General features: G+C 74.5%; 22 protein-coding genes and 1 pseudogene. 10 read left to right on the forward strand and 13 right to left on the reverse strand.

Annotation, left to right across the window (positions count from 1 at the left end):
• The first annotated feature begins 15 nt into the window (after positions 1-15).
• The gene (locus tag AB0I67_RS25835; RefSeq protein ID WP_357928041.1) at positions 16-951 is read left to right on the forward strand and encodes a LysR substrate-binding domain-containing protein; all 936 of its coding nucleotides are present in this window, start codon (positions 16-18) and stop codon (positions 949-951) included.
• 127 nt (positions 952-1078) lie between these two features.
• Here the strand turns inward: AB0I67_RS25835 and AB0I67_RS25840 are convergent, their stop codons facing one another.
• From AB0I67_RS25840 to AB0I67_RS25875, 8 genes and pseudogenes are all read right to left on the reverse strand, one after another.
• Positions 1079-1939: a serine hydrolase gene (locus AB0I67_RS25840; protein WP_357928043.1), complete on the reverse strand. Its 861-nt coding sequence runs from the start codon at positions 1937-1939 to the stop codon at positions 1079-1081.
• Positions 1936-3483 (reverse strand): D-aminoacylase, encoded by a 1548-nt coding sequence (locus AB0I67_RS25845; RefSeq protein ID WP_357928044.1) that lies wholly within the window; start codon positions 3481-3483, stop codon positions 1936-1938. Before AB0I67_RS25845 ends, AB0I67_RS25840 begins: the two co-directional genes overlap by 4 nt.
• The gene (locus AB0I67_RS25850; RefSeq protein WP_357928046.1) at positions 3480-4409 is read right to left on the reverse strand and encodes an LD-carboxypeptidase; all 930 of its coding nucleotides are present in this window, start codon (positions 4407-4409) and stop codon (positions 3480-3482) included. Before AB0I67_RS25850 ends, AB0I67_RS25845 begins: the two co-directional genes overlap by 4 nt.
• A 15-nt stretch (positions 4410-4424) precedes the next feature.
• A pseudogene (locus AB0I67_RS25855) lies at positions 4425-5213 on the reverse strand (ABC transporter ATP-binding protein); the annotation flags it as partial.
• Positions 5210-6175 (reverse strand): ABC transporter ATP-binding protein, encoded by a 966-nt coding sequence (locus AB0I67_RS25860; protein WP_357928048.1) that lies wholly within the window; start codon positions 6173-6175, stop codon positions 5210-5212. The gene AB0I67_RS25860 and the pseudogene AB0I67_RS25855, both read right to left, overlap by 4 nt.
• Positions 6172-7002, reverse strand: a complete 831-nt coding sequence (locus AB0I67_RS25865; protein ID WP_357928049.1) for an ABC transporter permease — start codon at positions 7000-7002, stop codon at positions 6172-6174. The genes AB0I67_RS25860 and AB0I67_RS25865 overlap by 4 nt, the downstream gene beginning before the upstream one ends.
• Positions 6999-8057 carry an ABC transporter permease gene (locus AB0I67_RS25870; protein WP_357928051.1) on the reverse strand — a complete coding sequence of 353 codons (1059 nt, stop codon included), beginning with the start codon at positions 8055-8057 and terminating at the stop codon, positions 6999-7001. The genes AB0I67_RS25865 and AB0I67_RS25870 overlap by 4 nt, the downstream gene beginning before the upstream one ends.
• Positions 8050-9852, reverse strand: a complete 1803-nt coding sequence (locus AB0I67_RS25875; RefSeq protein ID WP_357928053.1) for a peptide ABC transporter substrate-binding protein — start codon at positions 9850-9852, stop codon at positions 8050-8052. The genes AB0I67_RS25870 and AB0I67_RS25875 overlap by 8 nt, the downstream gene beginning before the upstream one ends.
• 160 nt (positions 9853-10012) lie before the next feature.
• Here AB0I67_RS25875 and AB0I67_RS25880 point away from each other — a divergent pair, with 160 nt between their 5' ends.
• From AB0I67_RS25880 to AB0I67_RS25890, 3 genes are all read left to right on the forward strand, one after another.
• Positions 10013-11575 carry a sodium:proton antiporter gene (locus AB0I67_RS25880; protein ID WP_357928054.1) on the forward strand — a complete coding sequence of 521 codons (1563 nt, stop codon included), beginning with the start codon at positions 10013-10015 and terminating at the stop codon, positions 11573-11575.
• A 130-nt stretch (positions 11576-11705) separates the two neighbouring features.
• Complete coding sequence (locus tag AB0I67_RS25885; RefSeq protein WP_357928056.1) at positions 11706-12440, forward strand: SAM-dependent methyltransferase; 735 nt, start codon at positions 11706-11708, stop codon at positions 12438-12440.
• Entirely contained in the window at positions 12437-13612 is a 1176-nt protein-coding gene (locus AB0I67_RS25890) for a cytochrome P450 (protein ID WP_357928058.1), read from the forward strand. Before AB0I67_RS25885 ends, AB0I67_RS25890 begins: the two co-directional genes overlap by 4 nt.
• Here the strand turns inward: AB0I67_RS25890 and AB0I67_RS25895 are convergent.
• Positions 13602-14276 carry a glycoside hydrolase family 25 protein gene (locus AB0I67_RS25895; protein ID WP_357928060.1) on the reverse strand — a complete coding sequence of 225 codons (675 nt, stop codon included), beginning with the start codon at positions 14274-14276 and terminating at the stop codon, positions 13602-13604. The two genes, AB0I67_RS25890 and AB0I67_RS25895, sit on opposite strands and share 11 nt — an antisense overlap.
• A 164-nt stretch (positions 14277-14440) precedes the next feature.
• On the opposite strand from AB0I67_RS25895, the gene AB0I67_RS25900 reads away from it, so the two are divergent.
• From AB0I67_RS25900 to AB0I67_RS25920, 5 genes are all read left to right on the forward strand, one after another.
• Positions 14441-15112 (forward strand): GNAT family N-acetyltransferase, encoded by a 672-nt coding sequence (locus AB0I67_RS25900; protein WP_357928062.1) that lies wholly within the window; start codon positions 14441-14443, stop codon positions 15110-15112.
• A 39-nt stretch (positions 15113-15151) separates the two neighbouring features.
• Positions 15152-15652, forward strand: a complete 501-nt coding sequence (locus AB0I67_RS25905) for a hypothetical protein (RefSeq protein WP_357928064.1) — start codon at positions 15152-15154, stop codon at positions 15650-15652.
• An 88-nt stretch (positions 15653-15740) separates the two neighbouring features.
• Positions 15741-17261 carry a M1 family metallopeptidase gene (locus tag AB0I67_RS25910; RefSeq protein WP_357928066.1) on the forward strand — a complete coding sequence of 507 codons (1521 nt, stop codon included), beginning with the start codon at positions 15741-15743 and terminating at the stop codon, positions 17259-17261.
• 40 nt (positions 17262-17301) lie between these two features.
• Positions 17302-18744 (forward strand): hypothetical protein, encoded by a 1443-nt coding sequence (locus tag AB0I67_RS25915; protein ID WP_357928068.1) that lies wholly within the window; start codon positions 17302-17304, stop codon positions 18742-18744.
• A 32-nt stretch (positions 18745-18776) separates the two neighbouring features.
• A complete protein-coding gene (locus AB0I67_RS25920; RefSeq protein WP_357928070.1) occupies positions 18777-19688 on the forward strand; it encodes an SGNH/GDSL hydrolase family protein in 912 nt (303 codons plus the stop codon).
• Positions 19689-19704: 16 nt separating this feature from the next.
• Here AB0I67_RS25920 and AB0I67_RS25925 read toward each other — a convergent pair whose 3' ends face one another.
• Positions 19705-23061: a serine/threonine-protein kinase gene (locus AB0I67_RS25925; RefSeq protein ID WP_357928072.1), complete on the reverse strand. Its 3357-nt coding sequence runs from the start codon at positions 23059-23061 to the stop codon at positions 19705-19707.
• Between the two features lie 78 nt (positions 23062-23139).
• Positions 23140-24141 carry an alpha/beta hydrolase gene (locus AB0I67_RS25930; RefSeq protein ID WP_357928073.1) on the reverse strand — a complete coding sequence of 334 codons (1002 nt, stop codon included), beginning with the start codon at positions 24139-24141 and terminating at the stop codon, positions 23140-23142.
• Between the two features lie 7 nt (positions 24142-24148).
• Between AB0I67_RS25930 and nfi the strand changes: the two genes are divergently transcribed.
• On the forward strand, positions 24149-24829 hold the full coding sequence (gene nfi / locus AB0I67_RS25935) for a deoxyribonuclease V (protein ID WP_357928075.1): 681 nt from the start codon (positions 24149-24151) through the stop codon (positions 24827-24829).
• Here nfi and AB0I67_RS25940 read toward each other — a convergent pair.
• Together AB0I67_RS25940 and AB0I67_RS25945 are read right to left on the reverse strand one after the other, a co-directional pair.
• Complete coding sequence (locus AB0I67_RS25940) at positions 24752-25174, reverse strand: hypothetical protein (RefSeq protein ID WP_357928077.1); 423 nt, start codon at positions 25172-25174, stop codon at positions 24752-24754. The two genes, nfi and AB0I67_RS25940, sit on opposite strands and share 78 nt — an antisense overlap.
• 67 nt (positions 25175-25241) lie before the next feature.
• Positions 25242-26036, reverse strand: a complete 795-nt coding sequence (locus tag AB0I67_RS25945; RefSeq protein ID WP_357928079.1) for a Cof-type HAD-IIB family hydrolase — start codon at positions 26034-26036, stop codon at positions 25242-25244.
• Between the last annotated feature and the right edge of the window lie 7 nt (positions 26037-26043).

Genomic DNA, 26043 nt, shown 5'->3' on the forward strand with positions numbered 1-26043 from the left:
GGCTATGGTCGGGCCATGTTGAGCACCACCCGGCTGAAAGTCCTCCTGGAAGTCTTCCGCGCCGGCAGCATCGCGGGCGCCGCCCGCACCCTGAAGCTGTCGCCGTCCGCGCTGTCGCACCAGCTCGCCAAGCTGGAGGAGGAGGCCGGCGTCGGGCTCGTCGAGCGCGGCGCGCAGAGCCTGCGGCTGACCGCCGCCGGGCGGCGGCTGGCCATGCGCGCCCAGGAGGTGCTCGACCTGCTGGAGGCGACCGAGAAGGACCTGCTGGAGCTGGCCAGGGCCGACTCCGGGCACCTGCGGGTGGGGTTCTTCGCCTCGGCCGGGTACCGGTTGCTGCCGCTGGCTCTCGCGCGGTTCGCAGCGCGCCATCCCGGGGTGGAGCTCGACCTGGAGGAGGGGCAGCCGCACGAGCTCATGCCCGAGCTGGAGCGCGGGGAGATCGACCTGCTGGTGGTCTTCGAGCACCCGCTCGATCCCTGGCGGGCGCCCGTGGGGGTCGAGGTGGTGCCGCTCTTCGACGAGCCGCAGCTCGTGGTCGTGCCCGCGGGGCACCCCGCGGGGCGGCGGGATCGGGTACGGCTGGCGGAGCTGGCCGGGGAAGCGTGGATCACCTCCTACGGGACGGGGTCGCCCGTGCTGTCCGTGCTGGAGCGGGCGGCGGCGCTGGAGGGGTTCACGCCGCGGATCCGGTGCCGGAGCGACCACTACGAGGTGACCATCGGGCTGGTGCGGGCGGGGCTGGGCGTGGCGCTCGTGCCCAGCCTGGGGGTGCACGGGGCCACCGGGGTGGAGGTGTGCCGGGTGGTGGGTGATCGGCTGCACCGGCGGATCGGGGTGGCTATGCGGCCTACCAACCCCAATCCGGCGCTTCGGACGTTTGTGGCTTACCTGCGGAATGCGGCCACCCAGCTTCGGGGGGCCCTGCCCGGGCCCGCCCGCTCCACCAGTTGACCGGGCGCCCGGGCTGGGGTCCTTTGGGTAGGGGCGGGCCGCCCGGGCTGGGGTCCTCTGGAGGGGGCGGGCGGGTGCTCGGGCTGGGGTTCTTCGGGGGGTACGGCAGGCGGGCCCGGTCAGTGGGTCATGTGGCTAGGTGGGAGATGAGGAGGCCGGCCTGCCGTACGGAGTCGACGAGGGCGGGTTCGGAGCCGGGCGGGCCGGAGGCGAGCACGGCGTAGGCGACCCGGCGGCGGCCGGTGAAGACGCCGACGTCGGCCCGGGTGCCGACGTCGGTGCCGGTCTTGTTGGCCACCCACACCTCCCCCGGCACCGCGGCCCGCGCCTCGGGGTCGTGCGGGACGAGGGCGGCGGCCAGGCCGCGGTCGGTGTTGGCCGCCATCCAGCCGAGCATGATCCGCGCCCAGGGCGCGTCCCCGGCGGCGAGGGCGGCCAGACGGGCCAGTTCGGCCGCGGTGCCCAGGGCGAAGGCGGGCGGGTGCTCGGGCAGCCGCGGCTCGCGGATGCGGTCGAGCAGCCGGGTGCGGGCCAGCCCCAGCGCGGCGGCCCCGGCGTTCACCCGGGCCAGGCCGATGCGCCGCAGGAGCGCGTTGGTGGCGGTGTTGTCGCTGACTGCGGCGGTGAGCAGGGCGAGGTCGGCCACGGTCCAGCGGCGCTGGGACAGGCCGGTGAGCAGGCCGGAGCCGGGGCAGTAGTCCTCGTCCAGCAGGTCCACGGGCTCGTCGGGGGCCAGGGCGCCGGCGTCGAGTCCCATGGCGGTCTCGGCGAGGAGCAGGAGCTTGCCGGTGCTGGCCAGGGGGAGTTCGAGGTCGCCGTTGACGCCGGGGCCGCCGTCCACGGCGACGGCGAGCGTCCCGGGACAGGCGGCGGCCAGCGCCCCGAGTTCCGCGGCCAGTCCACCGAACCACGAGCCAGGCTCGGATCCAGGGTCCAGGTGGGCGCCCGGGTGGGGGGCTGGGGAGAGGTCGGGGTGGGGGGTGGTCATACGCGGAGCACCTTTCCCGGCAGGGCCCCGGTGGGCGCGCCGTCACGGACGACGATCTCACCCGCGACCGCCACCAGGGCGATCCCGGCCGGCGGCAGGAGGGGTTCGGCGTAGGTGGCGCGGTCGGCGACGGCGGCCGGGTCGAAGACGACCAGGTCGGCGTGCGCCCCGTCGCGCAGCACCCCGCGGTCGCGCAGCCCGAAGCGTTCGGCGGCCAGCCCGGTCATCCGGCGCACCGCCTCCGCCACCCCGAGCAGGCCGAGGTCGCGGCCGTAGTGGCCGAGGACGCGGGGAAAGGTCCCGGCCCAGCGCGGATGCGGCCGCCCCGGCTTGGGCACCCCGTCGGAGCCGATCATCGTGTACGGCCGGCCCAGCACCCGCTGGACGTCCTCCTCGACCATGGAGTGGCTGATGATGGTCACCTCGCCCCCGGCCAGCAGCTCGGCGACCAGGTCGAGGGGGTCGAGCCCGCGGTCGGCGGCCAGGTCGGCGATGACGCGGCCCTCGTCGGCGGGCCGGTGCTCGGCGCAGGCGATGGAGATGCGGTCCCAGCCGCCGTTGCCGACGGTGTTCTCCCAGCCGGGCACGCCGTCGGCGATGGCCCGGCGCATGAGCTCGCGCTGGGCGGGGTCGGCCAGGCGGGCGGCGAGCGCCTCGGATCCGCCGTCGTTGGCCCAGGGCGGCAGCATGGCCGACAGCGAGGTGCTGCCGGCGGTGTAGGGGTAGACGTCGCAGGTCACGTCGAGCCCGGCGGCGCGCAGCTCGTCGAGCCGGGCCAGGGTCCGCTCGGTGCGTCCCCAGGCGTGCTTGCCGGCGGTCTTGTGGTGGGAGACGTGCAGCGCGGCGCCGCTGCGCCGGGCGATCTCGACCGCCTCCTCCAGGGCCTCCTCCACGCGGGCCATCTCGTCGCGCAGGTGGGTGACGTACGGCTTGCCGTGCCGGGCGGCGACCGCGGCCAGGGCGACGACCTCGTCGGTGCCGGCGTAGGTGCCGGGGGTGTAGATGAGCCCGGTGGACAGCCCCGCCGCCCCCGCGCGCAGGTCGGCGTCGAGCCGGTCGGCCATCGCGGCCAGTTCGGCGGGGGTGGCGGGGCGGTCGGCCTCGCCGATGACCGCGGCGCGCAGGGTGCCGTGCCCGGCGAGCGCGGCCAGGTGGTTGGCCCGTCCGGCCCGCTCGTGGGCCTCGGCGAAGGCGGGGAAGCCGGTGAAGATCGCGGCCCGGTCGTCGGTGCGTCCGGGCCCGGCGGGGAACATGCTGGAGCCGCAGTTGCCGCAGATCTCCACGGTGACGCCCTGCCGTACCGCGGCCAGGGCCAGGTCGGTCAGCGGCCCGAGCAGGGCCGTGCCGTCGGAGTGGGTGTGCACGTCGATGAAGCCCGGCGCGACGACCGAGCCGGTGACGTCGACCTCGGCGCGGGCGGTGGCGGGCGCGCCGGGCGGGAGGAGGGTGAGCCTGCCGGAGGAGGCGGCCAGGTCGGCGGCGCGCAGGGGCGCGCCGGTGCCGTCCGCCAGCTGCCCCCCGCGCAGCAGCAGGTCATAGGTCATGCGAGCACCGGCTCCAGGAAGGTGAGGGTGCCCGCGCCGGCGTCGAGCCGGGCGCGCACGCCGATCGGGTAGGTCTGCTGGGCGATGCCGTGACCGATGTCCGCGCCGGCCAGGACCGGCACGCCGAGGTCGCTGAGCCGGTCGACCAGCATGCGCTCGACCTCGCGCGGCTCGCCGCAGTCGGTGAAGGTGCCCAGGATGATGCCGGCGACGCCGTCGGTGTAGATCGAGCGGCGGAGCTGGGTGATGATGCGGTCGAGCCGGAAGAGCTCCTCGTCGACGTCCTCCAGGAACAGGATCGCGCCGCGCGCGGGCAGGCTGGTGTCGGTGCCGAGCGAGGCGGCCAGCAGGGTCGCGGTGCCGCCCAGGGTGATGCCTTCGGCGACGCCGGGCACGACGGCCTGGCCGTCGAGGAAGGTCAGGCCGGTGACGGTCTCCGGCTTGAACAGCAGGTTGGTGAGGAAGTCGAAGTCGTAGCGGCCCGGCCCCTGGTAGAAGCCGTTGCAGGCGACCATCGGGCCGAAGAAGGAGACCCAGCCGAGCTTCACCGCGATCGCCTCCAGCAGCGCGGTGACGTCGGAGTAGCCGACGACCACCTTGGGCTGGAGCGGGTCGATGCGGGTCCAGTCGACTCGCTCCAGGGTGCGCTGCATGCCGTACCCGCCGCCGGCCAGGAAGACCCCGGCGTAGGCGGGGTCGGACAGCGCCCGGGTGAGGTCGGTGGCGCGCAGGGCGTCGTCGCCGGCCAGGTAGTCGAAGTCGCTGCCGGTGTCGCGGGCGGAGGTGAAGGTGTCCGGCTTGAGGCCGATCTCCTCCAGCGCGCGCAGGCCGAGGTCGAGCTGGACCTGGTTGACCGGGCTGCTGGCGGCCAGCACGGCGACGCGGTCGCCCTCACGCAGGGCACGGGGGCGGCGGTAGACGGTCATCTAGTGGTTCCTCCGCAGGAGCAGGCGGGTGTAGTCGTGGGCGGGCTGGAGCAGGACCTGCTCCACGGGGCCGGTCTCGACGATCCGGCCCTCGCGCATGACCGCGACGCGGTCGGCGATGTTCCAGGCCAGGCCGAGGTCGTGGCTGACGACCAGGGCGGACAGGCCGAGGCTGTGGCGCAGGTCGAGGATGAGCTTGAGGATCTCACCGCGCACGGAGGCGTCGAGGGAGGCCACGGGCTCGTCGGCGACCAGCACGGCGGGTTCGAGGGCGAGCGCGCCGGCGATGACGACGCGCTGGAGCTGGCCGCCGGACAGCTCGTGGGGGAAGCGGCGGACGAACTCGGCGGGCGGGCGGAGGCCGGCCTTGGCCAGGGCCTCGTGGACGCGTCCCGGGAGGTCGTCCTTCATCCCGTGCAGCCGGGGGCCTTCGGCGACCGCGTCGAAGACGTTCTGCCGCGGGTTGAGCGCGCCGTACGGGTCCTGGAGCACGAGCTGGACGCGGCGGCGGTGGGCCCGCAGGGCTCGGTAGTCCAGCGGGGCGCCCTCGGCCAGGACCTGCCCGGCCGTGGGCTTGACCAGGCCGACCAGGGCGCGGGCCAGGGTCGACTTGCCCGAGCCCGACTCGCCGATCAGCGCGACGATCTCGCCGGGCGCGACGTGCAGGTCCACGCCGCGCAGCGCCTGGAATCCCTGCTGCCCGCGCCGCCGCGCCGGGTAGGCGACCTCCAGCGCGCGGGCCTCCAGGACCGGCGCCGCCCCCTCGGGCGCCGCCGTCGCGGGCGTGTCCACCTCGGCGCTCATGCGGGCTCTCCTTCCGGCACGCGCAGGCAGGCGGCCAGGTGGTCCGGCCCCGCGGGCCGGAGGGAGACGGGTTCGGTACGGCAGGCGTCCCCCGCGTGCGGGCAGCGCGGCGCGAAGGCGCACCCGGGCAACTGCTCGGTCAGCCGGGGCGGATCGCCGGGCAGCCCCGCCGGGGCGTAGCGCGAGGCGGGGTCCCCGATGACCGGGAAGGCCCGGCACAACGCCTCGGTGTAGGGGTGCGCGGCCTGCCCGACCAGGCGCTTGGACGGCCCGATCTCGACCAGCCGCCCGGCGTACATGACCGCCAGCCGGTCGCAGGTCCCGGCCAGCACCGACAGGTCGTGGCTGATCATGATGACCGCGATGCCGGCGTCGCGCACCAGTTCCGACAGCAGCTCCAGCACCTGAGCCTGGACCACGGCGTCGAGCGCGGTGGTCGGCTCGTCGGCGATGATCAGCTCGGGGCGGCAGGCGAGCGCCATGGCGATCATCACGCGCTGGCGCTGGCCGCCGGAGAACTCGTGCGGGAAGTCCCCCGCGCGGGCCGCCGGGACGCCGACCTTGTCCAGCAGCTCGGCGGCCCGCTTGCGGGCCTCGCGGCGCGAGACCCGCTCGTGCAGCAGGATCGGCTCGGCGATCTGCTCGCCGATGGCTCGGACCGGGTTGAGCGCGCTCATCGCGCCCTGGAAGACCACCGAGGCCCCGGCCCAGCGCACCGCGCGCAGCCGCGACCAGCGGGCGGTCAGCAGGTCCTCGCCGCGGTAGCGCACCTCGCCGGTGACCCGCGCGCCGGGCGCGAGCAGCCGCAGCAGGCCGAGCGCCATGGTGGACTTGCCCGAGCCGGACTCCCCCGCCACGCCGAGCGTCTGGCCGGCGTCGAGGGTGAAGCCGACCCCGCGCACCGCGCGCACGTCCGGCCGGTAGGTGACCGTGAGGTCTCTGACCTCCAGCAGCGGGCTCATGAGACCATCCGCGGGTTGAGGACGTGCTCGACGGCGCGTCCGGTGAGCGTGAAGCCCAGCACCACCAGCAGGATGGCGATGCCGGGCGGCAGCAGGTACCACCAGGCGCCCGCGGTGACCGCGCCGCCGGAGAAGGCCATCTGCAACATCGCGCCCCAGGTCACGCTGGTCGGGTCGCCGAGGCCGAGGAAGGTCAGGGTGGCCTCGCTGAGGATCGCCGAGGCGACGGTGAGCGTGCTGGAGACCAGGATCAGCGGCAGCACGTTCGGCAGCACCTGGCGCAGCATGATCTGCGCGTTGCCCGCGCCCAGCGCCCTGGCCCGCTCGACGAACGGCCGGGCCTCGACGGCGAGCGTCTGGGCGCGCACCAGGCGGGCGGTCGCCGTCCACGAGGTGACCGCGATGGCGATGGTGATGGAGGCCGCGCCCTGGCCGAGCACCGCCGACAGCGAGATCGCCAGCGGCAGGCTGGGCAGCGCGATGAACCAGTCGGTGACGTGCATGAGCGCGTTGCCGACCCGGCCCGGGTAGTGCCCGGCCAGCAGGCCGACCGCGCTGCCCAGCAGCACGGTGAGCACGGTGGCGATCAGGCCGATGGCCAGCGACTCGCGCGCGCCCCAGATGGTCAGCAGCAGGATCGAGCGGCCCGCCTGGTCGGTGCCCAGCGGGTAGCCGTCGACGGGCGGCGACAGGCGCGGGCCGTCCACCCGGGTGACGTCGAGCTGGTCGGGGCCGATGAACAGCGGCGCGGCGAGGGCCAGCAGGCCGAGGACGGCGAGCACGGCCAGGCCGGCGAGCCCGGCGGGCCGCTTCAGCAGGGCCCTCATGCCGCCCGCACCCGGGGGTCGAGCAGCCGGTAGACCAGGTCCGCCAGCAGGTTCATGATGATCACACTCGCGCTGAAGACGATGAAGGTGCCCTGCAGCAGGGGCAGGTCGGGGATCTTGAGTGCCTCGTAGGTCAGGTGGCCCAGGCCCGGCCAGGAGTAGACCGCCTCGACGGTGATCGCGCCGCTGACCAGGGTGCCGAGGTGCATGAAGATCACGGTGACGCTGGGGAGCAGCGCGTTGGGGACGGCGTGGCGGCGCCGCACCTCCGCGTCGGTCAGGCCCTTGGCGCGGGCGGTCAGCAGGTACGGCGAGCCGAGCTCGTCGATGATCGACGAGCGCATGATGGTCACGTACTGGGCGAAGACCACCAGGACCATGGTGAGGCAGGGCAGCACCAGGTGGTTGGCCACGTCGATCACGTAGTCGAAGCCGGTGGCGTTCAGGGCCGGGTCGCTCATGCCGCCGGCCGGGAAGATCCCGATGCAGAGCACGAGCAGGATCATGCCGAGCCAGAACGTCGGGACCGACCACAGGGTGAGCGAGGCGGCCGAGGCCACCCGGTCGAGGGCGCCGCCGTGCCGCCAGCCGCTGTGCACGCCCAGCCACAGGCCCAGCACGATGGAGACCGCGGCGGCGGTGCCCATGAGGAGCAGGGTGGGGCCCAGGCGCTCGCCGACCAGGCTGGCGACCGGCTGCTGGAACTGCCAGGAGTAGCCGAGCTCGCCGGTGAGGGTGTCCTTGAGGAAGCTCAGGAAGCGCATCCAGACCGGGTCGTCCAGGCCGAGCTGCAGCCGGAGCTGTTCGAGCTGGGCCTCGCTGGTGGGGCGGCCCCGGGTGAGGGTCCGGACCGGGTCGGCGGGCATCAGGTTGAAGATGACGAAGCCGATGACCAGGGTGACCAGGAAGCTCACCGCGGCGGCCACCAGCCGGCCGGCCAGGTAGCCCGGCAGGCCGGCGCTGCGCTTCGACCCCCCGGCCACCCCATTGGCGGGGGTGGCGGGGGTGGCGGGGGTGGCGAGGGTCACCGGGGCGGCCGGGCCGGGTTCACTCACGGTCGCCTGCCGTACGGCGGCGGGCGACGATCACGCCGCCGCCGGCCAGGAGGAGGACGGCGGCGCCGAGCCCCCACCACAGCCCGCTGCTCCCGCCCGAGGCGGAGGCGGCGGCGGAGCCGGGCTGGGCGGCCGCGGGCGGCGCGGCCTTGAGGTAGCTCCAGAACGACGACTGCACCGGGTAGAGCCCGTTGGCGTCGGGCTTGCCCTCGATGACGCCGGTGACGGTGTCGGTCCGGGCGACCAGCAGCCGGTTGGCGTAGTAGTAGATCTGGTTGACGTTGGCGTCGTAGAGGATCTGCTGCATGTCGCCCACGATCTTGGCCCGCTCGGCGGGGTCGAAGGCGGTGCGCTGCTTGGCGAACAGCTCGTCGTAGGCCTTGTCGCAGAAGAAGGAGTCGGTGTTGCCCGCGCTGCCGTCGTCCTTGGGCAGCACGGCGCAGGTCTGGATGCCGAGCAGGTAGGTCGGGTCGGGTCCGGTGGACCAGGCGTCCATGAGAAGGTCCCAGTCGCCCTTGGCCAGGTCGCTGTTGAGCGCGCTGAAGCTGAGCGACTGGATGGTGGCCTTGATGCCGATCTCCTTGAGCCAGCCGGCCAGGTAGGTCGAGATCGCCGCGTCGGCGGAGTCGTCGGAGTGGATGCCGAAGCGGAAGGCCAGCGGCTTGCCGCTCTTGGGGTCGACGCGGACGCCGTCGGCGCCCTTCTTGTAGCCCGCCTCCTCCAGGATGCGGTTGGCCTCGGCCGGGTCGTACGGGGTGACCTGGGGCGGCGTCCAGTTCCACTGCGGCCACGCCGGCGGCAGGTAGCCCTGGCCGACGGTGCCGAGGCCGTCCAGGACCTTGTCGACGAGGGTCTTCTTGTCGGTGGCCAGCGCGATCGCCTTGCGCACGACCGGGTCGCCGAGCGCGGGGTGGCCGGTGCCGATCTTCTTGCCGGTGCGGGTGCGCGCGTTGTGGTTGATCTCCAGGCCGTACCAGCCGTTGCCCGCGGTCTGCGCGGTGAGCAGGCCGGGCTGGCCCTGCAGGGCCTTGAACTGGGTGGCGTTGACGCCTTCGACGAAGTCGAGCTGGCCGCTGCGCAGCGCGGCGACGGCGGAGTCGCTGGCCTTGAAGACCTGCTGGATCATCTTGTCGAACTTGGGGCCGCCGAGCACGAACTCCTTGTTGGCGCTGTAGCGGGCGTACTGCTCGGGCTTGTACTCGGTGAGGGTCCAGGGGCCGTAGCCGACGACGGGGAAGGCGTCGTTCTTCTCCGTCTTGATCGTCTTGCCCTCCCAGACGTGCTTGGGCACGATCGGGATGCCGCGCTTGGGGATGCTCACGTAGAGCACGTTCGACTGCGGTTCCTTGGTCTTGATCACCAGGGTGGCCGGGTCGGGGGCGGTGACCTCGGCGAAGTTGCTGACCAGGGAGCCGTTGGCGGTGGCCGCGACCTCGTCCTTCATGATCAGGTTGAGCGTCCAGGCGGCGTCCTCGGCGGTGATCGGCTGCCCGTCGCTCCACTTGAGCCCCTGGCGGAGCTTGAAGGTCCAGGTCAGCTTGTCCTCGGAGGTGCTCCACTCGGTGGCCAGGTAGGGGCCGGGGGTGCCGTCCGGCTCCAGGGAGTTCAGCGTGGGGTAGATCGAGCCGAAGATCTCCAGCGCGCCGTCGTAGTAGGCCAGGAACGGGTTGAGCGTGTCCACGCCGGAGCCGTCCATGAGCACCCTGAGAGTGGTGTCGGCCGGGGCCGCCGAGGCTGGCGCGCCCGCCAGGACCGTGCAGGCGGCGAGGGCGCCGGCGGCCAGGAGTCTGCGCATCGGCTCTCCTTCGGGGAGGTCAGAGGGGGTGGGGTGTGGACGAATGCTGGCGAATTCCGTTCGTCCTCCCAACGTTCGTGAGTGCTTCACGGGCTGAGCATCGAAAACTTCGATGGTGTCTTGCCAGGGGCGGAGAAGCCGCAGGTGGGAGGATGGGCGGGTGCTCGGGCAGCTCGCGGTGGTCCTCGGCCTCATGCTCGCCACCGCCCTGCTCGTCGCGGTCGGCGAGCGCGTCCGCCGGCCGTACCCGGTGCTGGTGCTCCTGCTGGGCGTGGCGCTGGCGCTGATGCCCGGCGTGCCCGACGTGCGCATCGATCCCGAGCTGATCCTGCCGATCTTCCTGCCGCCGCTGATCTTCGCCGCGGCGCAGCGCAGCTCGTGGGGGATGATCCTGGCGCACCGCCGCACGGTCGTCTGGATGGCGCTGGTGCTGGTGCTGGTCACCGTCGCGGCGGTCGCCTGGACCACCTGGCTGGTCATCCCCGGCGTCACCGCCGCGGCCGCCATCGCCTTCGGCGCGCTCACCGCGCCGCCCGACCCGGTCGCCGCCGAGGCGGTCGCCGAGCCGCTGCGCCTGCCCCGCCGCCTGGTCACCACCCTGCAGAGCGAGGGGCTGTGCAACGACGCCACCGCCCTGGTGGTGTACGGCGTGGCGGTCCAGGCCATGCTCAGCGGCACCTACTCGGTGCCGGTCGCGGTGCTCGACTTCTGCTACGAGGCCGGGGCGGCGGTGCTGCTCGGCCTGGGCGCCGCGTGGCTGGCCCGCTGGCTGCTGGCGCGCATCGCCGAGGAAACCGCGCGCAACGCGCTCACCCTGGTCGTGCCGTTCGCCACCTACCTGGCGGCCGACGCGATCGGCGCCTCCGGCGTGCTCGCCGTGCTGGCCGCCGGCCTCACCCTCGGCCGCTCCACCGACCAGGACGCCGGCGTCAAGGACCGGCTGTACGGCGGCGCCTTCTGGGACACGCTGGAGCTGCTCATCACCGGCCTGGCCTTCGGCCTGATCGGGCTGGAGCTGCGCGCGGTGCTGGAGGCGGGCGTGGACCTCAAGGTCGCGGCCTGGCACGCGGCGGCGATCTGCGTGGTGATCGTCGGGGTGCGGTTCGCGTGGATGGCGGTGTCCGGGCCGATGGCCAGGCGCTCCGGCGACCCCGACCTGGTGCCGGCCAACTGGCGCGAGGACCTCGTCCTGGCCTACTGCGGCATGCGCGGCCTGGCGACGCTGGCGCTGGCGCTGGCCCTGCCGCTGGACACGCCCGCCCGGGGCGAGCTGCTGCTGGCCGCCTTCGCGGTGATCGCGGTGACGCTGGTGCTGCCCGGCTTGACGTTGCCGCCGCTGGTCAGGGCGCTGGGCGTGCAGGCGGACGCGGACGCCGAGCTGGCGGCGACGAGGCCGCTGGCGATCCGCGCCGGGCGGGCGGCGCTGGGCCGGCTGAACGAGCTGGCCGAGGGTGAGGAACTGCCGGACGAGGTGGTCGAGCGGTTGCGCGAGCGGCACCGCTCGATGCTGGTCCAGCTCGGCGACGAGCCCGGCTCCGACGACTACCAGCAGGTGCTGCGGGAGCGGGTGCGGCAGGTCAAGCTCTACCGGCAGGTCGAGGACCAGATGGTCATGGCGGCGCGGGCGGAGATCCTGCGGGCCCGGCGCGAGCCCGGGGTGGATCCGAAGGCGGCCGACCAGGTGCTGCGCCGGCTGGATCTGCAGAGTTCGGCCCGCGCCTGAAATCCCGCCGCCGGCGGCCATTCACCATGAGATAGTGACACGAATCATCTTTTATCGCGCTATCCGGTGTTAGTGGAGATAAGGGGGAGACGTGTCGGGATTTGACCCTGATACGCCTAATGTCGCGCGGATGTATGACTATTACCTCGGGGGCAAGGACCACTTCGCGGTCGACCGGGAGGCGGCCGAGCAGGTCCTCCAGGTGGCGCCGCAGACCCCCGCCCTCGCCCGTGCCAACCGGGCCTTCCTGCGGCGGGCCGTACGCCACCTGACCAGCGCCGGGATCCGCCAGTTCGTGGACATCGGAGCCGGTCTGCCCACCCAGGGCAATGTGCACGAGATCGCGCCCGAGGCGCGGGTGGCCTACCTCGACCACGACCCGTCGGTCCTGTCGCACGCGCGGGCCCTGCTCGCCACCACCCCGAATACGCTGGCGCTGCCCGGCGACCTTCGCAACACAGTTGAAATTTTGAAAAATCAGGAGTTACGGAATTTCCTGGATTTCACCGAGCCGATCGGGCTGCTGCTCGTGGCGGTGCTGCACTGCCTCACCGAGGAGGACGACCCCTACGCCCAGATCGCCGAGCTCCGCGAAGCCGTACCCTCCGGAAGCCACCTGGTGATCTCGCACATCAGCGCGCGCGAGCAGGTCGAGTCGGCCCGGCAGGGCGCGGCGGTCTACCGGCGGGCCAGCACCACCATGACGTTGCGCGACCGCGAGCAGATCAGCCGCATGTTCGACGGGTTCGAGCTGCTCGAACCGGGCCTGGCCGACCTGCAGGACTGGCGGCCCGATCCCGACGAGCTCGACCTGGACGGCCGGCTGCCGGGCTGGTTCCTGTGCGGCGTGGGGCGTAAGCCGTGAGCCCGTCGTTACCCTTCCCCAGCGACCCGGCGGCCTTCACCCCGATCGCCGGGCAGCAGCCGGCCGGGCTGGCCATCCCCCGCCTCGACCTGATCCGCGAGGAGCACCGCGCCTTCCGCTCCGAGGTCGGCGGCGGCTTCTGGGTGCTGACCCGCTACGAGGCGATCGTGGCCGCGTTGCAGGACCACGAGCTGTTCAGCAACGCCGCGGTCAGCGTCTTCGACCCCGAGCCCCGCTACCGGTGGATCCCCGAGATGCTGGACCCGCCCGAGCACACCGAGTGGCGACGCCGGCTGCGGCCGCTGTTCGCGCCCGGCCGGATCGCCGCCATGGAGACGCACATCCGGGCCACGTGCGCGGCGCTGGTGCGGGAACTGGCCGGACGCGGCGAGTGCGACTTCGTGCCCGACTTCGCCCGGCGCTTCCCGACCACGATCTTCCTGGAGCTGATGGGTCTGCCGGTCGAGCGGCTGGAGACCTTCCTGGCCTGGGAGGACGCCATCCTGCACGCGCCGCCGGCGCCGGACCGGCGCGAGGCGCGGATGGCGGCGATGGGCGAGGTGAGCGCGTGCTTCGCCGAGCTCATCCGCGAACGCCGCGCCGAGCCGCGCGACGACCTGGTGAGCGTGGCGGCGGGCTGGGACGTGCCCGAGGAGGACCTGCTCGCCCTCTGCCTGCTGCTGTTCCTGGCCGGGCTCGACACGGTGACCGCGCAGCTGTCCTTCGCCTTCTGGCACCTCAGCGAGCATCCCGCCGAACGGGCGGCGCTCGTCGCCGAGCCGGCGCGCATCCCGGCAGCGGTCGAGGAGTTCGTGCGGGCGTACTCGATCGTGCTGCCCGGCCGCAAGCTCACCCGGGACGCCGTGGTCGAGGGCTGCCCGATGCGGGCGGGCGAGATGGTGCTGCTGCCGCTGACGATGGCCAACCGCGACCCCGGCGCCTTCCCGGACGCCGCCGAGGTGGTGCTCGACCGGGCCAAGAACCGGCACCTGGGCTTCGGCGCGGGCGTGCACCGATGCCTGGGCGCGCACCTGGCCCGCGCCGAGCTGCGCATCGCCCTCGAGGAGTGGCATCGGGTGATCCCCGACTACCAGGTGTCCGGCGAGGTGGTCGAGCACGTCTACCAGTTGCTCGGGCTCGACCACCTGCCGTTGCGCTGGGCTACGGGCTGACCGGGGCGGGCGCCTTGACGCCCAGGGCCCGCAGCTCCTGCGGGCTCACCCGGCTGACGTTCCAGTCGTGGTCGGTCGAGGCGTACTGGTGCACCACCCACTCCCTCCACGGCCGGGGCGGCTCGACCTCGCCCTTGGACTTGCCGTAGTGCGCGACCCAGAGCGGGTACTCGCCCAGGCCCTCGCCGTACTGGCCGGCGAAGGACCACGAGCTGTAGAAGAACGGCTTGACGCCGGTCTGCTGCTCGACCCGCTCCAGCCAGCGCCTGGCCCAGGCGTTCACCTGCTCGACCGAGCGGCCGTCGGCCACCTCCAGGTCGAGGGCGAGCAGGTCGCCCTGGACCAGGCCCTGCTGCCGCACCACCGTCAGGAAGTGGTCGGCCTCGCGGACCGGGTCGGTCCCGGGGTGGCCGTAGTGGTAGGCCCCGCGGACCAGGCCGTTGCCCCGCATCTCCCGCCAGTGCCGGGCGAAGGCCGGGTCGGTGCCCCGCTCCCCCTCGCTCGCCTTGGCGAAGCCGAACTCCACGCCCGGGGTGCCCCAGTCGAAGGTGGCGTCGTAGCGGGAGGCGTCGACGCCCTTCACCTGCCCCTCGGCCTGGGCGGCCACGGCCGGGACGGCCGCCACCGCGGCGGCCAGAGCCAGTGTCACCATCGTTCGCCGCATGGCGCAGCTCCCTTCCTGTGCTTGGACTCCTTCCACCCTCGGCGGAAAAGGCCCAGGTCACATCGGGTGTCCGGGGGGTTGGGCGGGATCGAGGGGGTGAGGCGCGGGTCAATCGATCGGTTGACCGGTTCGCCTTCCTGTTGATACCCCCCTAAGGTATGCATATGACACCGGAACGTCGTCTCGAGGAACACCTGGCCCGCTGGCTCGGGCAGTGGCCGCCGCCCGCAGCCGGGATCACCGTCGTCGGGGAGCCGCGCCGCCTGGCGCCCGGCTGGGACGGGCGGCTGCACCCCGTCCTCGGTGTCGCCCGGCCCGGCGGCGACGGGGTCCTCTCCGTCCCGCCGCCGCACGTCGCCGCGGTCACCCGGGAGTACGGCAGGCCAGCCGGCGCCGCGATCCCCGAACTGGTCGGCTTCCCGGGACGCGGCTGGTTCACCGCGCTCTTCCGCTGGAGCGCCAAGCCCGCCGAACTGCCCGACACCGGCGTCTGGGTACCCGCCGACGGCGACGGGGTACCGGCCTGGCTGCGCCCGTTCGGCGGCGAGGTCCTGGTAGCCCGCGACCCGGACACCGGCGAGCACCTGGCCGGCGTGGGCGTCAAGCGGCACGACGAACACGGCCACGAGCTGGCCGTGGTGACCGAGCCGCAGGCCAGGGGCTTGGGCCTGGCGCGGACGCTGGTGGCGCAGGCCGCCCGGCGGGTGCTGGACGAGGGCGCGGTGCCCACCTACCTGCACGATCCGGGCAACCACGCCTCGGCCGCCACCGCCGACTCCGCCGGCTTCCCCGACCTCGGCTGGACGGCGTTCGGGCTCACCGAGGCGCGGGAATGAGGGCCTCGTGCCGGACCGCCCGGGGAGTAGCGTGAGGCCATGCGCCATTGGATCGGAGCGATCGCGGGGCTGCTGCTGACACCGGTGCTCTTCGCCGGGCTGACCTACGGGGCGGGCCGGGCGGTCAGGGGGTGGTCGCTGCACTACCTCCCGTGGATCGGGCTGAGCGCGCTGCTGGCCACCGCGGTCGTCGCCGGGATCCTGGCCGGGTCGCGGATCTCGCCGCTGGCCTCGCTGGTGCCGGGGCTGGCGTTGCTGGTCGTGGGGGTGATGCACCAGCTCTCGGTGCTGGTGGGCGGGCTGCCGGTGGCGGAGCTGGAACGGGCCTTGCCCACCGACCTGCGCAACGGGTACCTGGCGACGGCGCGGTCGGGGATGATCGTCCTGGTGGGGGCGCTGCTGGTGGTGGCCTCGACGGCCCCGGCGCGCTGGCGGAAGGCGCCGGTGGCGGCTCCGCCGTACCGGCCGGAGGCAGGGGAACGGGCGCGGTCCGAGGGGGCGGAGCGGGAGCAGCCGACCCGGCCGTTCCACCGGGAGTGACCCGTCCGGTCCCGGCCGTCGCGCCGCCTTTCCTCACCGGGCGCTTTGACATACCGTCACGGGCGACGGACACCCACGAGGAGGGCACGTGCACACGCGCTCGTTCTGGCGGGCGGCCCTGGCCGCCGCTCTCGGCTTGACCCTCGTCCCAGCACCCGCCGCCGCGACCGCCGCGGCGCCGGGCGCCCCCGGCATCGGCGACGCGTACTTCCCCGACTACGGCAACGGCGGCTACGACGCCAAGCACTACAGCCTGCGCCTGGACTACCAGCCCGGCGCCGACCGGCTCACCGGCAAGGCCACCGTCGTGGCCACGGCCACCCAGTCGCTCACCCGCTTCAACCTCGACTTCCTGCTCGACGTGCAGCAGGTGAAGGTGAACGGCCGCAGCGCGAGCTTCGCCCGCAGCGGCACGCACGAGCTGGAGATCACTCCCGCCCGGCCGCTGCCGAAGCACCTGCCCTTCACCGTCGAGGTCGGCTACACCGGCGTGCCCGGCTCGATCGAGGTGCCCGGCGTGGTCCGGCCGTGGATCCCCCGGCCCGGCGGGGCGCTCGCGCTGGGCCAGCCGGAGATCGCCTGGTGGTGGTTCCCCAGCAACGACCACCCGGCCGACAAGGCGACCTACGACATCGCGGTCAGCGTGCCCGAGGGCACCGAGGCGATCAGCAACGGCATCCTGGCCGGAAAGCGCACCTCCGGCGGCAAGACCACCTGGCACTGGGTGATGGACAAGCCCATGGCCAGCTACCTGGCCACGCTGTTCATCGGCGACCTGGAGGTACGGCGCGGCAGGTCCTCCGGCGGCCTGCCGGTGACCACCGCCTACGACCCGACGCTCGGCCCGCGCGAGCAGTTCGCCAAGGACAGCGTCGAGCGCACCCCGGAGATCGTCGACTGGCTGGCGAGCCTGTTCGGCCGCTACCCGTTCTCCTCGATGGGCGGCTCGGTCGTCAACGAGAACGTCGGCTTCGCGCTGGAGACCCAGACGCAGCCGGTCTACGACTCGGTCTTCTTCGAGACCGGCCCCGACTTCAGCGTCGTGGTGCACGAGAACGCCCACCAGTGGTTCGGCGACAGCGTGGCGCTCAAGCGCTGGCAGGACATCTGGCTGAACGAGGGCTTCGCCACCTACGCCGAGTGGCTGTGGTCGGAGAAGGAGGGCACCGGCACCGCCGCCGAGCTGGCCAACGCCCTCTACGACGACATCCCGGCCGACCACCCGCGCTTCTGGTCGCGCGTGCCCGGCGACCCGACGCCCGCCTTCCTGTTCTACGCCTCGGTCTACTGGCGGGGCGGCATGACGCTGCAGGCGCTGCGCAGCGAGGTCGGGGACCAGACCTTCTTCAGCATCCTGCGGACCTGGGCGCAGACCAAGAGGCACGGCAACGGGGAGACGTCGGAGTTCGTCTCGCTCGCGGAGAAGATCTCCGGCCGCCAGCTCGACGCGCTCTTCCAGACCTGGCTGTACACGCCGAGCAAGCCCGCGACGCGGCCCGCCCCGGACGCCGCGACGGCGAGAACGGCGCAGGCGGCGGCCCGGCCGGCCAGTTTGGAGGCCTTTGTCCAGCGGCACCGCAAGTTGCACGGAGGAATCGACGCAGAGTAACAACCTTTCTCCCGCGCGGAGCGACAAAGCACTTGTGAGGGTGACAGCGCTGCGCGCGGGAGATCCGGCGCGCCTGGGACAGTACTGGCTGGCGGGACGGCTGGGCGACCGGGGTGAGGTCTTCGACGGCTACGACGAGCAGGGACGCCGGGTGGCGATCACCCTGGGCGGCGGCGACGCCACGTCCGTGGCCGGATTCTGTACGGCACGCATGATCGAGGCGCGGCCGGAGCACACGCCGCCGTTCACCGTGAGTGAGTTCGTGCCCGGCCCGGACCTGACCGAGGCCGGGGTCTTCGGCGGGGACCGGTTGCGGCGGCTGGCCATCGGCACCGCCACCGCGCTGGTCGCCATCCACGAGGCGGGGCTGGCGCACGGGGCGCTCAAGCCGTCCAGCGTCGTGCTCGGGCCCGCCGGGCCGCGGGTGGTCGGCTTCGCCGGGGGCGGCGTCCCGGCCTACCCCGCGCCCGAGACCCGGGCCTCCCGCGCCCGCCTCGACCTGGCCGACGACGGCCCGGCCCGAGGCACCCGCCGCGACGGCCCGGGACGAGAGCCCGGGACCGGCCGCGGGATCCCCTCCGCGCGGGAGACCGGTAGAGGCGAGCCGTTCGGGCGGGAGACCGGTAGAGGCGAGCCGTCCGCGTGGGAGAGCGGGCACGGCTCGGTGCCGCCGGCGCCGGGGTGGACGCTGGGGCCGGCGGCCGGGACGCTGGCCGGGTCGATGGCCGAGCGGTGGTTCCCCTCCTCCGGCCGCCGCGCGCCCGAGGCCGCCGCCGACGTCTTCGCCTGGGGCGCGCTGATGATCTACGCCGCCACCGGCCGCGACCCCATGCCCGCCGACCCGGCCGCCGTGCCGGAGATCCCGCGCGAGCTGGAGTTCCCCGAACCCCTGCACACCCTGGTGGCCGCCTCCCTGTCCCGCTCCCCCGCCCAGCGCCCGACCGCCCGCGAGCTGCTGCTGGCCCTGCTGGGAAGCTGGGACCTGCACCGCGGCGTGCGCGAGGCGGCCCCGCTGGCCACCGCGCCCGAGCCGCCGCTGGGCGAGCGGGCCGAGGAGCTGTTCGCCGCCCTGCCCGAGGCGGTCCAGCGCCAGGCTCCCAGGGCCTTCCTGCGGCTGGTCTCGCCCCGCGACCTCAGCGCCCGGCGGGCCCCGCGCGCCGCGCTCCCCCGCCAGCTCCTCGACGCCTACCGCGAGGCCGGCCTGCTGGCGGTCGAGGGCGAGACGGTCAAGGTCACGGCCCCCGCGCTCCCGCACGCCTGGCCCCGCCTGCGCGCCTGGCTGGCCGACGAGCGCGAGCGCCGCGCCACGCGCCGCCGGGTGGCCGAGGCACAGCGCCGCCGGCACCGCAGCCGGTTGCGGCAGGCGGTGGCGGTCGCGCTCATGGTGGTGCTGGCGGTCGCGGTGGTCGCCGCCGCGCTGGCCGACCTGCGCAGCCGCGAGCTCACCCAGATGTTCCCGCACACCACCGCGTGGACCAGCTGAAATAACGCAGTGTATAGATCACAATACGGAGTGTGCTGCTTCCTCTGATCCTCATCGCCGGGCTGCTGGCCGCGCCCGGCCCCCGCTACCGGGAGTACGTCGCGCTCGGCGACTCCTGGAGCGCGGACGTGACCCTGACCAACGTCTCGACCGAACACGCGCCGAGCGGCTGCCTGCAGGCGAGCTACAACTATCCCAAGCAGGTGGCGCGGGCGCTCGGCGCGACCACCTTCCGTGACGCGACGTGCAGCGGGGCCACGACCGAGGAGATGACCAGGCCGCAGCCGGTGCGCCTGGTGCCGAGGCTGTACGACGGGGTGAACGCGGCGCAGTTCGACCGGCTGACGCCGCGGACCGACCTGGTGACGCTGGGCATCGGCGGCAACGACGCCAAGCTGGCCGCCGCCGCGCTGAGCTGCATCAACATCCTGCCGACGCTGACGCTGCTGCCCGGGGTGGTGCTGCCCGCGCCGCTGGGGGCGCCGTGCAAGGCCAAGTGGGTCACCGCCGAGGGCGACGCCATGTCCCGCAACATCCGGCGCACCGGGCCCAAGGTGGCCGCGACCGTCCGGGCCATCCGCGCCCGGGCGCCGCACGCCCGCATCCTGCTCGTCGACTACCTGGCCGGGCTGCCCGCGACCGGCGGCTGCTACCCGTACGTGCAGATGACCGACCAGGACGCCGACTGGCTGGGCGACAAGCTGGACGAGCTCAACCGCATGCTGCGCCGGGTGGCGAAGGCGGAGAAGGTGACGCTGGTCGACACCTACAGCGGGAGCGTCGGGCACGACGCCTGCCAGCGGCCGGGCGTCAAGTGGGTGGAGGGCGTGCTGCCGGTGACGACCGATCCGCTGGGGCCGGCCGTACCGCTGCACCCGAACCGGCTCGGCGCCGACCACCAGGCCCGCTCGGTGCTGGCGACACTGGTCAACAGCGACCTCTAGCGACCTCGATCGACCTCTAGCGGCCGGCCCCGCCGGGGCAGGTCTCGCGGTAGGGGACGTCCGGGAGGTGGTCACGCCACTCCCGCTCCCCCAGGCCGCCGCCCGCGCGGTCGCAGACGGCGCGGGCGGCGAGGTCGCCGCCGACGGCCAGGACCGGACGGCCCCCGGCGTACAGCCACCCGCCGGCGAACCGCACCGCGCCGGAGGCACCCTGGACCGGCAGGCCGAGCAGGCGCCGGCCGGCCACGTCCCACAGCCGCAGCTCGGGGTCGTTGCCGGTGGTGGCGAGCAGGGCGCCGTCGGGCGAGAAGACCAGGTGGCCGATGTCGTCGGTATGGCCGCCCAGGACCGGACCGGTGCGCCGCCAGGTGGTGGCGTCCAGGAACTGCAGGCGGCCGTCGTTGTCGCCGACGGCGACGGTGCGCCCGTCGGGGCTGAAGGCGGCGCCGCCGAGGTAGCCGAGCGGCAGCGCGGTGACCGCGCCGGTCGAGGTGTCGAGGCCGACGCCGCTCCACAGGCCCTGGCCGCCGCCGTTGTAGGCGGTGTCGAGCCGGTTGGCCAGCGCCCGCCCGCCGGGCCCGAGGGCGACGATGTCGCTGAGGCCGGGGAAGGTCCGCAGCAGCTTGCGGCCGGGCACGTCCCACAGGCTCGCGTCGGCGGCCAGCAGCCGCCCGTCGGGGCTGAAGCGCAACGCGCCCACCCCGGCCGGGCCCTCCAGGACGCCGGTCTCGCGGCGGGTGCGGGCGTCCCACAGGTGGATCCGGTTGCCCTCCGCCTCGCCGTAGGCCAGCAGCGAGCCGGCCAGCGCGTAACGGAAGCTCGCCTGCGGGGTGGAGGCGCGGAACTCGGCGAGGGTCCGGCCCCGTTCGGTGACGACGAGCCGGCCGTCGCGCTCGGCGACGTCGAGCGGCCCGTTCCCGGCGCCGGGCGGGTCGAGGACCGGCGCCAGGTCGATGGTGGTGACCTGGCCGGAGGTGGTCAGGTAGCGCGCGCGGGCGCCGTCGAGCCGGACGTGGTGCGGGTAGTCGTAGCCGAAGGACAGCTTCCACGGCCGCCCGGCGAGCTCGCCCAGCCGCCACACCGCCAGGGCCTCGAAGCTGTGGCCGAGCGAGTCGGACTGGGTGACCAGCAGGTGGCGGCCGTCGGCGCTGAAGGCCAGGAGGCTGCCGCGCGGCTGGTGCAGGGTGAGCGCCTCGCGCCGGGCTCCGGTGGCGGTGTCGTAGAAGCGGATCTCGCCGCGGAAGGAGACCGCGAGCAGGTCGCCGCGCGGCGACAGCGCCGAGGCGTGCAGGTCCTGGCCGGTCTCGACGCGCCGCAGCAGCTCGCGGCGGGCGGTGTCCCAGATCTCCACGGCCCGGCCGCGCTCGACGGCCAGGCGGGAGCCGTCCGGCGAGGGCGACAGGTCCCAGCTGCTGACGCCCGGCCAGTCGGTGCGGTGCTCGCCGTCCCAGGTGGCGGCGCCGGTGGGCGCGGCGCCCGGCTGCCCGATGCTGAGCACCAGGAGCGGTCCGGCCGACTCGACCGAGAGCGCGCCGTCGAAGGCGCCGCCGCTCTGCCGTCCGGTCGGGTCGTGCAGGGTGACGCGGCCCTTGGCCAGCAGCGCCAGCCGTCCTTTGGCGTCGACGGCGGCCTGCTCGACCGGGTGCTCGGCGCGGAAGTCGCCGAGCGCGCGGCGGCCGGGCACGTCCCAGACGCGCACCCGCCGGCCGGCCGCCGAGACCAGCACCCGGCCGTCCGGCGACAGCGCCCGCACGCCGTGGGCCAGGTCGGGTTCGGTGAAGACCGCCACCTCCGGCTGCGTCTGCGCCCGGTAGAGCGCCGAGCGGGCCTCGGTCACCGGGGCCAGGCGCCAGGCGGCGACGCTGAGCCGCATGGCCAGTTCGGGGTCGGTGGCGCGCAGGCTGTCGGCCCGCCGGGCGACGTCCTTGGCGACCGCCTCGTCACGTTGCTCGGCCACGATGCGGCGCTGGTACTCGGCGAACCCGGCCGCGCCCAGCGCCGCCACCAGCAGCAGGGCGAGCGAGGCCGAGACCACGCGCCGGCGGGTGGTGCGCCGCCGGGCCAGCCGGGCGGCCGCGCCGAGGAACTCGGTCTCGACCCGGTTGAGGCTCAGGCGCCGGCGGCCGGTGGCCGCCCAGCCGAGCGCGTCCTCCAGCGCGGAGCCCTGGTAGAGGTCGCCGTCGCGGCGCCCGCCGGTGTGCCACTGGCGGGCCGCCCGGCTCAGGCCGCGGTGCACGACCAGGCCCGCGCGCTCGTCCTCCAGCCACAGCCGCAGTTGCGGCCAGGCGCGCAGCAGGGCGGGGTGGGCGATGGCGACCGAGTCCTGGCCCTCGGTGATCAGCCCGGCTCCGGCGAAGGCGCCGATCACGCTGTCGGCCTCGCGGCGGCCGTCGGTGAGCTCCTCCCGGCTCACGCGGCGCACCGCGTCGGCGCCCTCCTCGTCGGCCTCGACCATGCGCAGGAAGACCTCGGGCACCAGGTCGCGCTCCGGGCGGCCGAGCCCGGCGTAGACCTCCTCGGCCAGCTCGCCCAGCGCCCGTTCCGACACCCGCGGCGCGGCCAGCCCGGCGGCGGCCCGGCTGCCGCCGGCCAGGTCGTCGCCGCCGACCAGCGCCCACAGCAGCTCGCCGGCGTCCGGCCGGCTGCGGGGGTCCTTGGCCAGAGCCGCGTGCACCAGCCCGCGCAGCGGCTCGGCCAGCATGCCGGTGTCCGGCTCGCGGCTGAGCACCTGGTACATGACCCCGCCCAGGCTCTCGGCCTCGAACGGGTCGCGGGCGGTGGCGGCGAAGAGCACCACCGCGCCCCAGGCGAAGACGTCGGAGGCCGCGGTGGCGCGCTCGCCGGCGAAGACCTCGGGCGCCATGTAGGTCGGGGTGCCGGCCATGACGTGCGCGGTGGTGAGCGACATCTCGGCGGTGCGGGCGATGCCGAAGTCGATCACCCGCGGGCCGTCCGGGCCGAGCAGCACGTTGGCCGGTTTGAGGTCGCGGTGCACCACGCCGGCCTGGTGGATGGCGGCCAGCGCGGTGGCGATCCCGGTCGCCAGGCGGCGCAGCTCGTCGGGGCCGAAGCGGCGGCCCCGCTGCACCGCCTGGCGCAGGCTCGGGCCGTCCACGAACTCGCTGACGATGTACGGGCGCGGCCCGTCCAGGCGGGCCTCGATGATGCGGGCCGTGCAGAAGGAGGCCACCCGGCGGGCGGCCTCCACCTCCTTCGCGGTGCGGCTGGCGTCGCCGTGCAGCAGCTTGATCGCCACCCGGTCGCCGGCCTCGTCGTAGGCCTCGTAGACCACGCCCTGGCCACCCGCGCCGAGGCGGCCGGCCAGCCAGTAGCGGTCCAGCCGTTGCGGGTCGCCCGGGGCGAGGGTCGTCATGCCTTGTTCGACGCGGCCGGGGCCGGACGGGTTCGGCGTGCGGCCCACCTCACCTCGGGCTCGTCGGGCGTGGTCCGCTCACCTCAGGGCGCGGGCGATCGCCACCGCCGTGGTCTGCCAGATCGGGGTGCGCGGGTCGATCACCGCGAAGTGGTCGCCGGACATCTCCAGGTGGGTGACGTCGTCGCCGGCCTCCTTGGCGGCCCGGGCGTAGCGGCGGCCGAAGTCGACCAGGTCGAGCTCGTCCCCGGAGCCCTGCACGATGAGCTGGCGGACGCCGAGCGGCACCCGGTGCAGGGGGCTGGCCTCGCCGTACGGCAGGGCGCCCAGCGCGGCGCGGACGGCGCCGGAGCTGAGCCAGCGCCGCTCGCCCTCGGCCAGGTCGAGCACGCCGGCCAGCGAGACGGCCAGCGCGACCCGGGCGCCGTCGGCCGCGGCGCACAGGGCGAGCTGCCCGCCCGCCGAGTGCCCGGCGACGGCGACCCGGTCGAGGTCGAGCGGGGCCGGCGCCTCGGCCAGGGCGGCGAGGCCCGCGGCGATGTCGGCGCAGGTCGCCGCCCAGCCGTACCGGTCGGGGCCGCGGTACTCCAGGTTCCAGGCGGCCAGGCCGCGCCGGGCCAGGTCGGCGCAGAGCGCGTCCATGACGTCGGCGCCCCAGTGGGAGCGCCAGTAGCCGCCGTGGATCAGGGCCACCACCGGGTGCGGGCCGCCGCCCTCGGGCAGGTGCAGCTCGGCCCACTGCTCGGGGGCCCCGCCGTACCGGATGCGCTGGGGCGCGTGCCGCCGCAGGTGCACCGCGCGCCGGATGGCCCAGAGCAGGCCCTCGATGCCCCGGCCGTAGATGCCGGGAGCGTCCTCGCGCCGGTCGAAGTCGGCCCAGACCGCCGAGGGGTCCAGTTCGGCCATCGCCGCCCTGGTCCCGGGGTCGGGTCCGGGCACGAGCACGAGGGCCTCGCCCTTGCCCGCGTCGAGTTCTTCCGACCACACGCCCGTGACCCCGAGCGCGTCGAACTCGCGCTCGGCGATCTCGCGCAGCAGTGCCGCGTCGGCCGCCACGTCAGCGCCGACAATGATTCGCACGTCCGCCATGATCTCGACATTACGGGTCTACCCTCTATTGGTGCACCCTTGGCCGAAGACCGCCGAGGAGGCGGAGGAGATCCAGCGCCGCCTCCGTCCCCTGGTCCGTTTCGACGGGCCCGACCGGTTCGCCACGGTCGCCGGGCTCGACGTGCACTATCACGGTGACGACGAGCTGTCGGCGGCCGTGGTGGTGCTGGACGCGCGCACGCTGGAGGTGGTGGAGCAGTCGCTGGTGCGCGGGAGCGCCGCCTTCCCGTACGTGCCGGGGCTGTTCGCCTTCCGGGAGATCCCGGCGCTGATCGAGGCGCTGGAGCGGCTGAGCGCGCCGCCGGAGCTGCTCATCTGCGACGGCCACGGGCTCGCGCATCCGCGCCGCTTCGGGCTGGCCTGCCACCTGGGCGTGCTGACCGGGCTGCCGGCGCTGGGGGTGGGCAAGACGCCGTTCGTCGGCGAGTTCGAGGATCCGGCCCCCGCGCGCGGGTCCTGGTCGCCGATCCGGCTGGAGGGCGAGGAGGTGGGCCGGGTCCTGCGGACCCAGCCCGGGGTGCGCCCGGTCTTCGTCTCGCCCGGGCACCGCATCGGCGTGGCCGCCGCGTGCGAGCAGGTGCTACGCGCCGCTCCCCGCTACCGGCTGCCCGAGCCGGTCCGGCTCGCCGACCATCTGGCCCGGTACGGCACGCCGTGACCAGGCCCAGACGGTCGCCCAGACGCTGAGCCCGAAGACCGTGACGCCGAGCGGCACGTGCACGGCGACCGCGCCGCTGCCGCCGGTGGCCGACTGGGCGAATCCGGCCAGCAGGATGACCAGGCTGACGACGGCGGGCCAGGCCGGGCCGCGGCCCGGGCGCCACAGCAGCACGGCGGCGACGAGCTGGCCGAGCTGCACGAGGTGGACGGCCCCGGCGCCGATGCCGTGCATGGCGGTGGAGCCGCCGTCGACGAGTTGCCCGGCGGTGATCGCCTGCACCATGACGGCGACGCAGCCGAGGGTGGCCAGGTAGGCGAAGGCGGTGTGGAAGCCTCTGTTCATGCCGCCCATGCTCGCGGCGCGGGCGGGGCCGGGGCATCCGCCGGTGGTCGTCGTGGCGGGTACTCCCTCAGGAGTACAGCGTTTCGAGTACGGCGGCGACGCCGTCCTCGTCGTTGCTGAGCGTGTGCCGGGGGATGGCGGCCAGCACGGAGGGGTGGGAGTTGGCCATCGCGTACCCGTGCCCGGCGAAGGCCAGCACGGCCAGGTCGTTGGGCATGTCGCCGAAGGCGACCACCTGCTCGGGGGCGATGCCGAGCTCGGCGCAGAGCGCGGCCAGCGCGGTGGCCTTGGTGACGCCGGGCGCGCTGATCTCCAGCACGCTGCTGATGCCGGAGTAGGTGATCTCGGCGAGCTCGCCCACGGCGGCGGTCGCGGCGGTGAACAGCTCGTCGGAGGTGTGGCCCTCGCACCGGACCAGCAGCTTGGCCACGGGTTCGGTCTCGGCCCACAGGTCGGCGACATGCCGGCGGTTGGGCGCGTCCTCCGGCACGAGCACGGGGTAGCCGGGCTCCATCAGCACGCCGTGCCCGGTCTCGATGGCGAACAGCGGGTCGGGCAGGGCCTCGCGCAGCAGGTCGCGGAGTTTGCCCACGGTGGCGGGCTCCAGCGGGGAGGCGGCGGTGACGGTCTTGGCGGTCAGGTCGTAGCGCAGGGCGCCGTTGGAGCACAGGGCGAGGCCGCCGACCCCGGCCTGTTCGGCGATGGCCAGGATGTTGCGCGGAGGGCGGGCGGTGATGATGACGATCTGGGCGCCCGCGGCGGCGGCCCGCTGCAGGGCGGCACGGGTGCGGGGGCTCACCTGCCGGGCCGAGTCGAGGAGGGTTCCGTCCAGATCGGTGGCGACAAGGCGCGGCGCAGTCACCGTTCGA

It is taken from the genome of Nonomuraea sp. NPDC050310 (assembly GCF_040655795.1).
In the GTDB taxonomy this organism is placed as follows: Bacteria; Actinomycetota; Actinomycetes; order Streptosporangiales; family Streptosporangiaceae; genus Nonomuraea.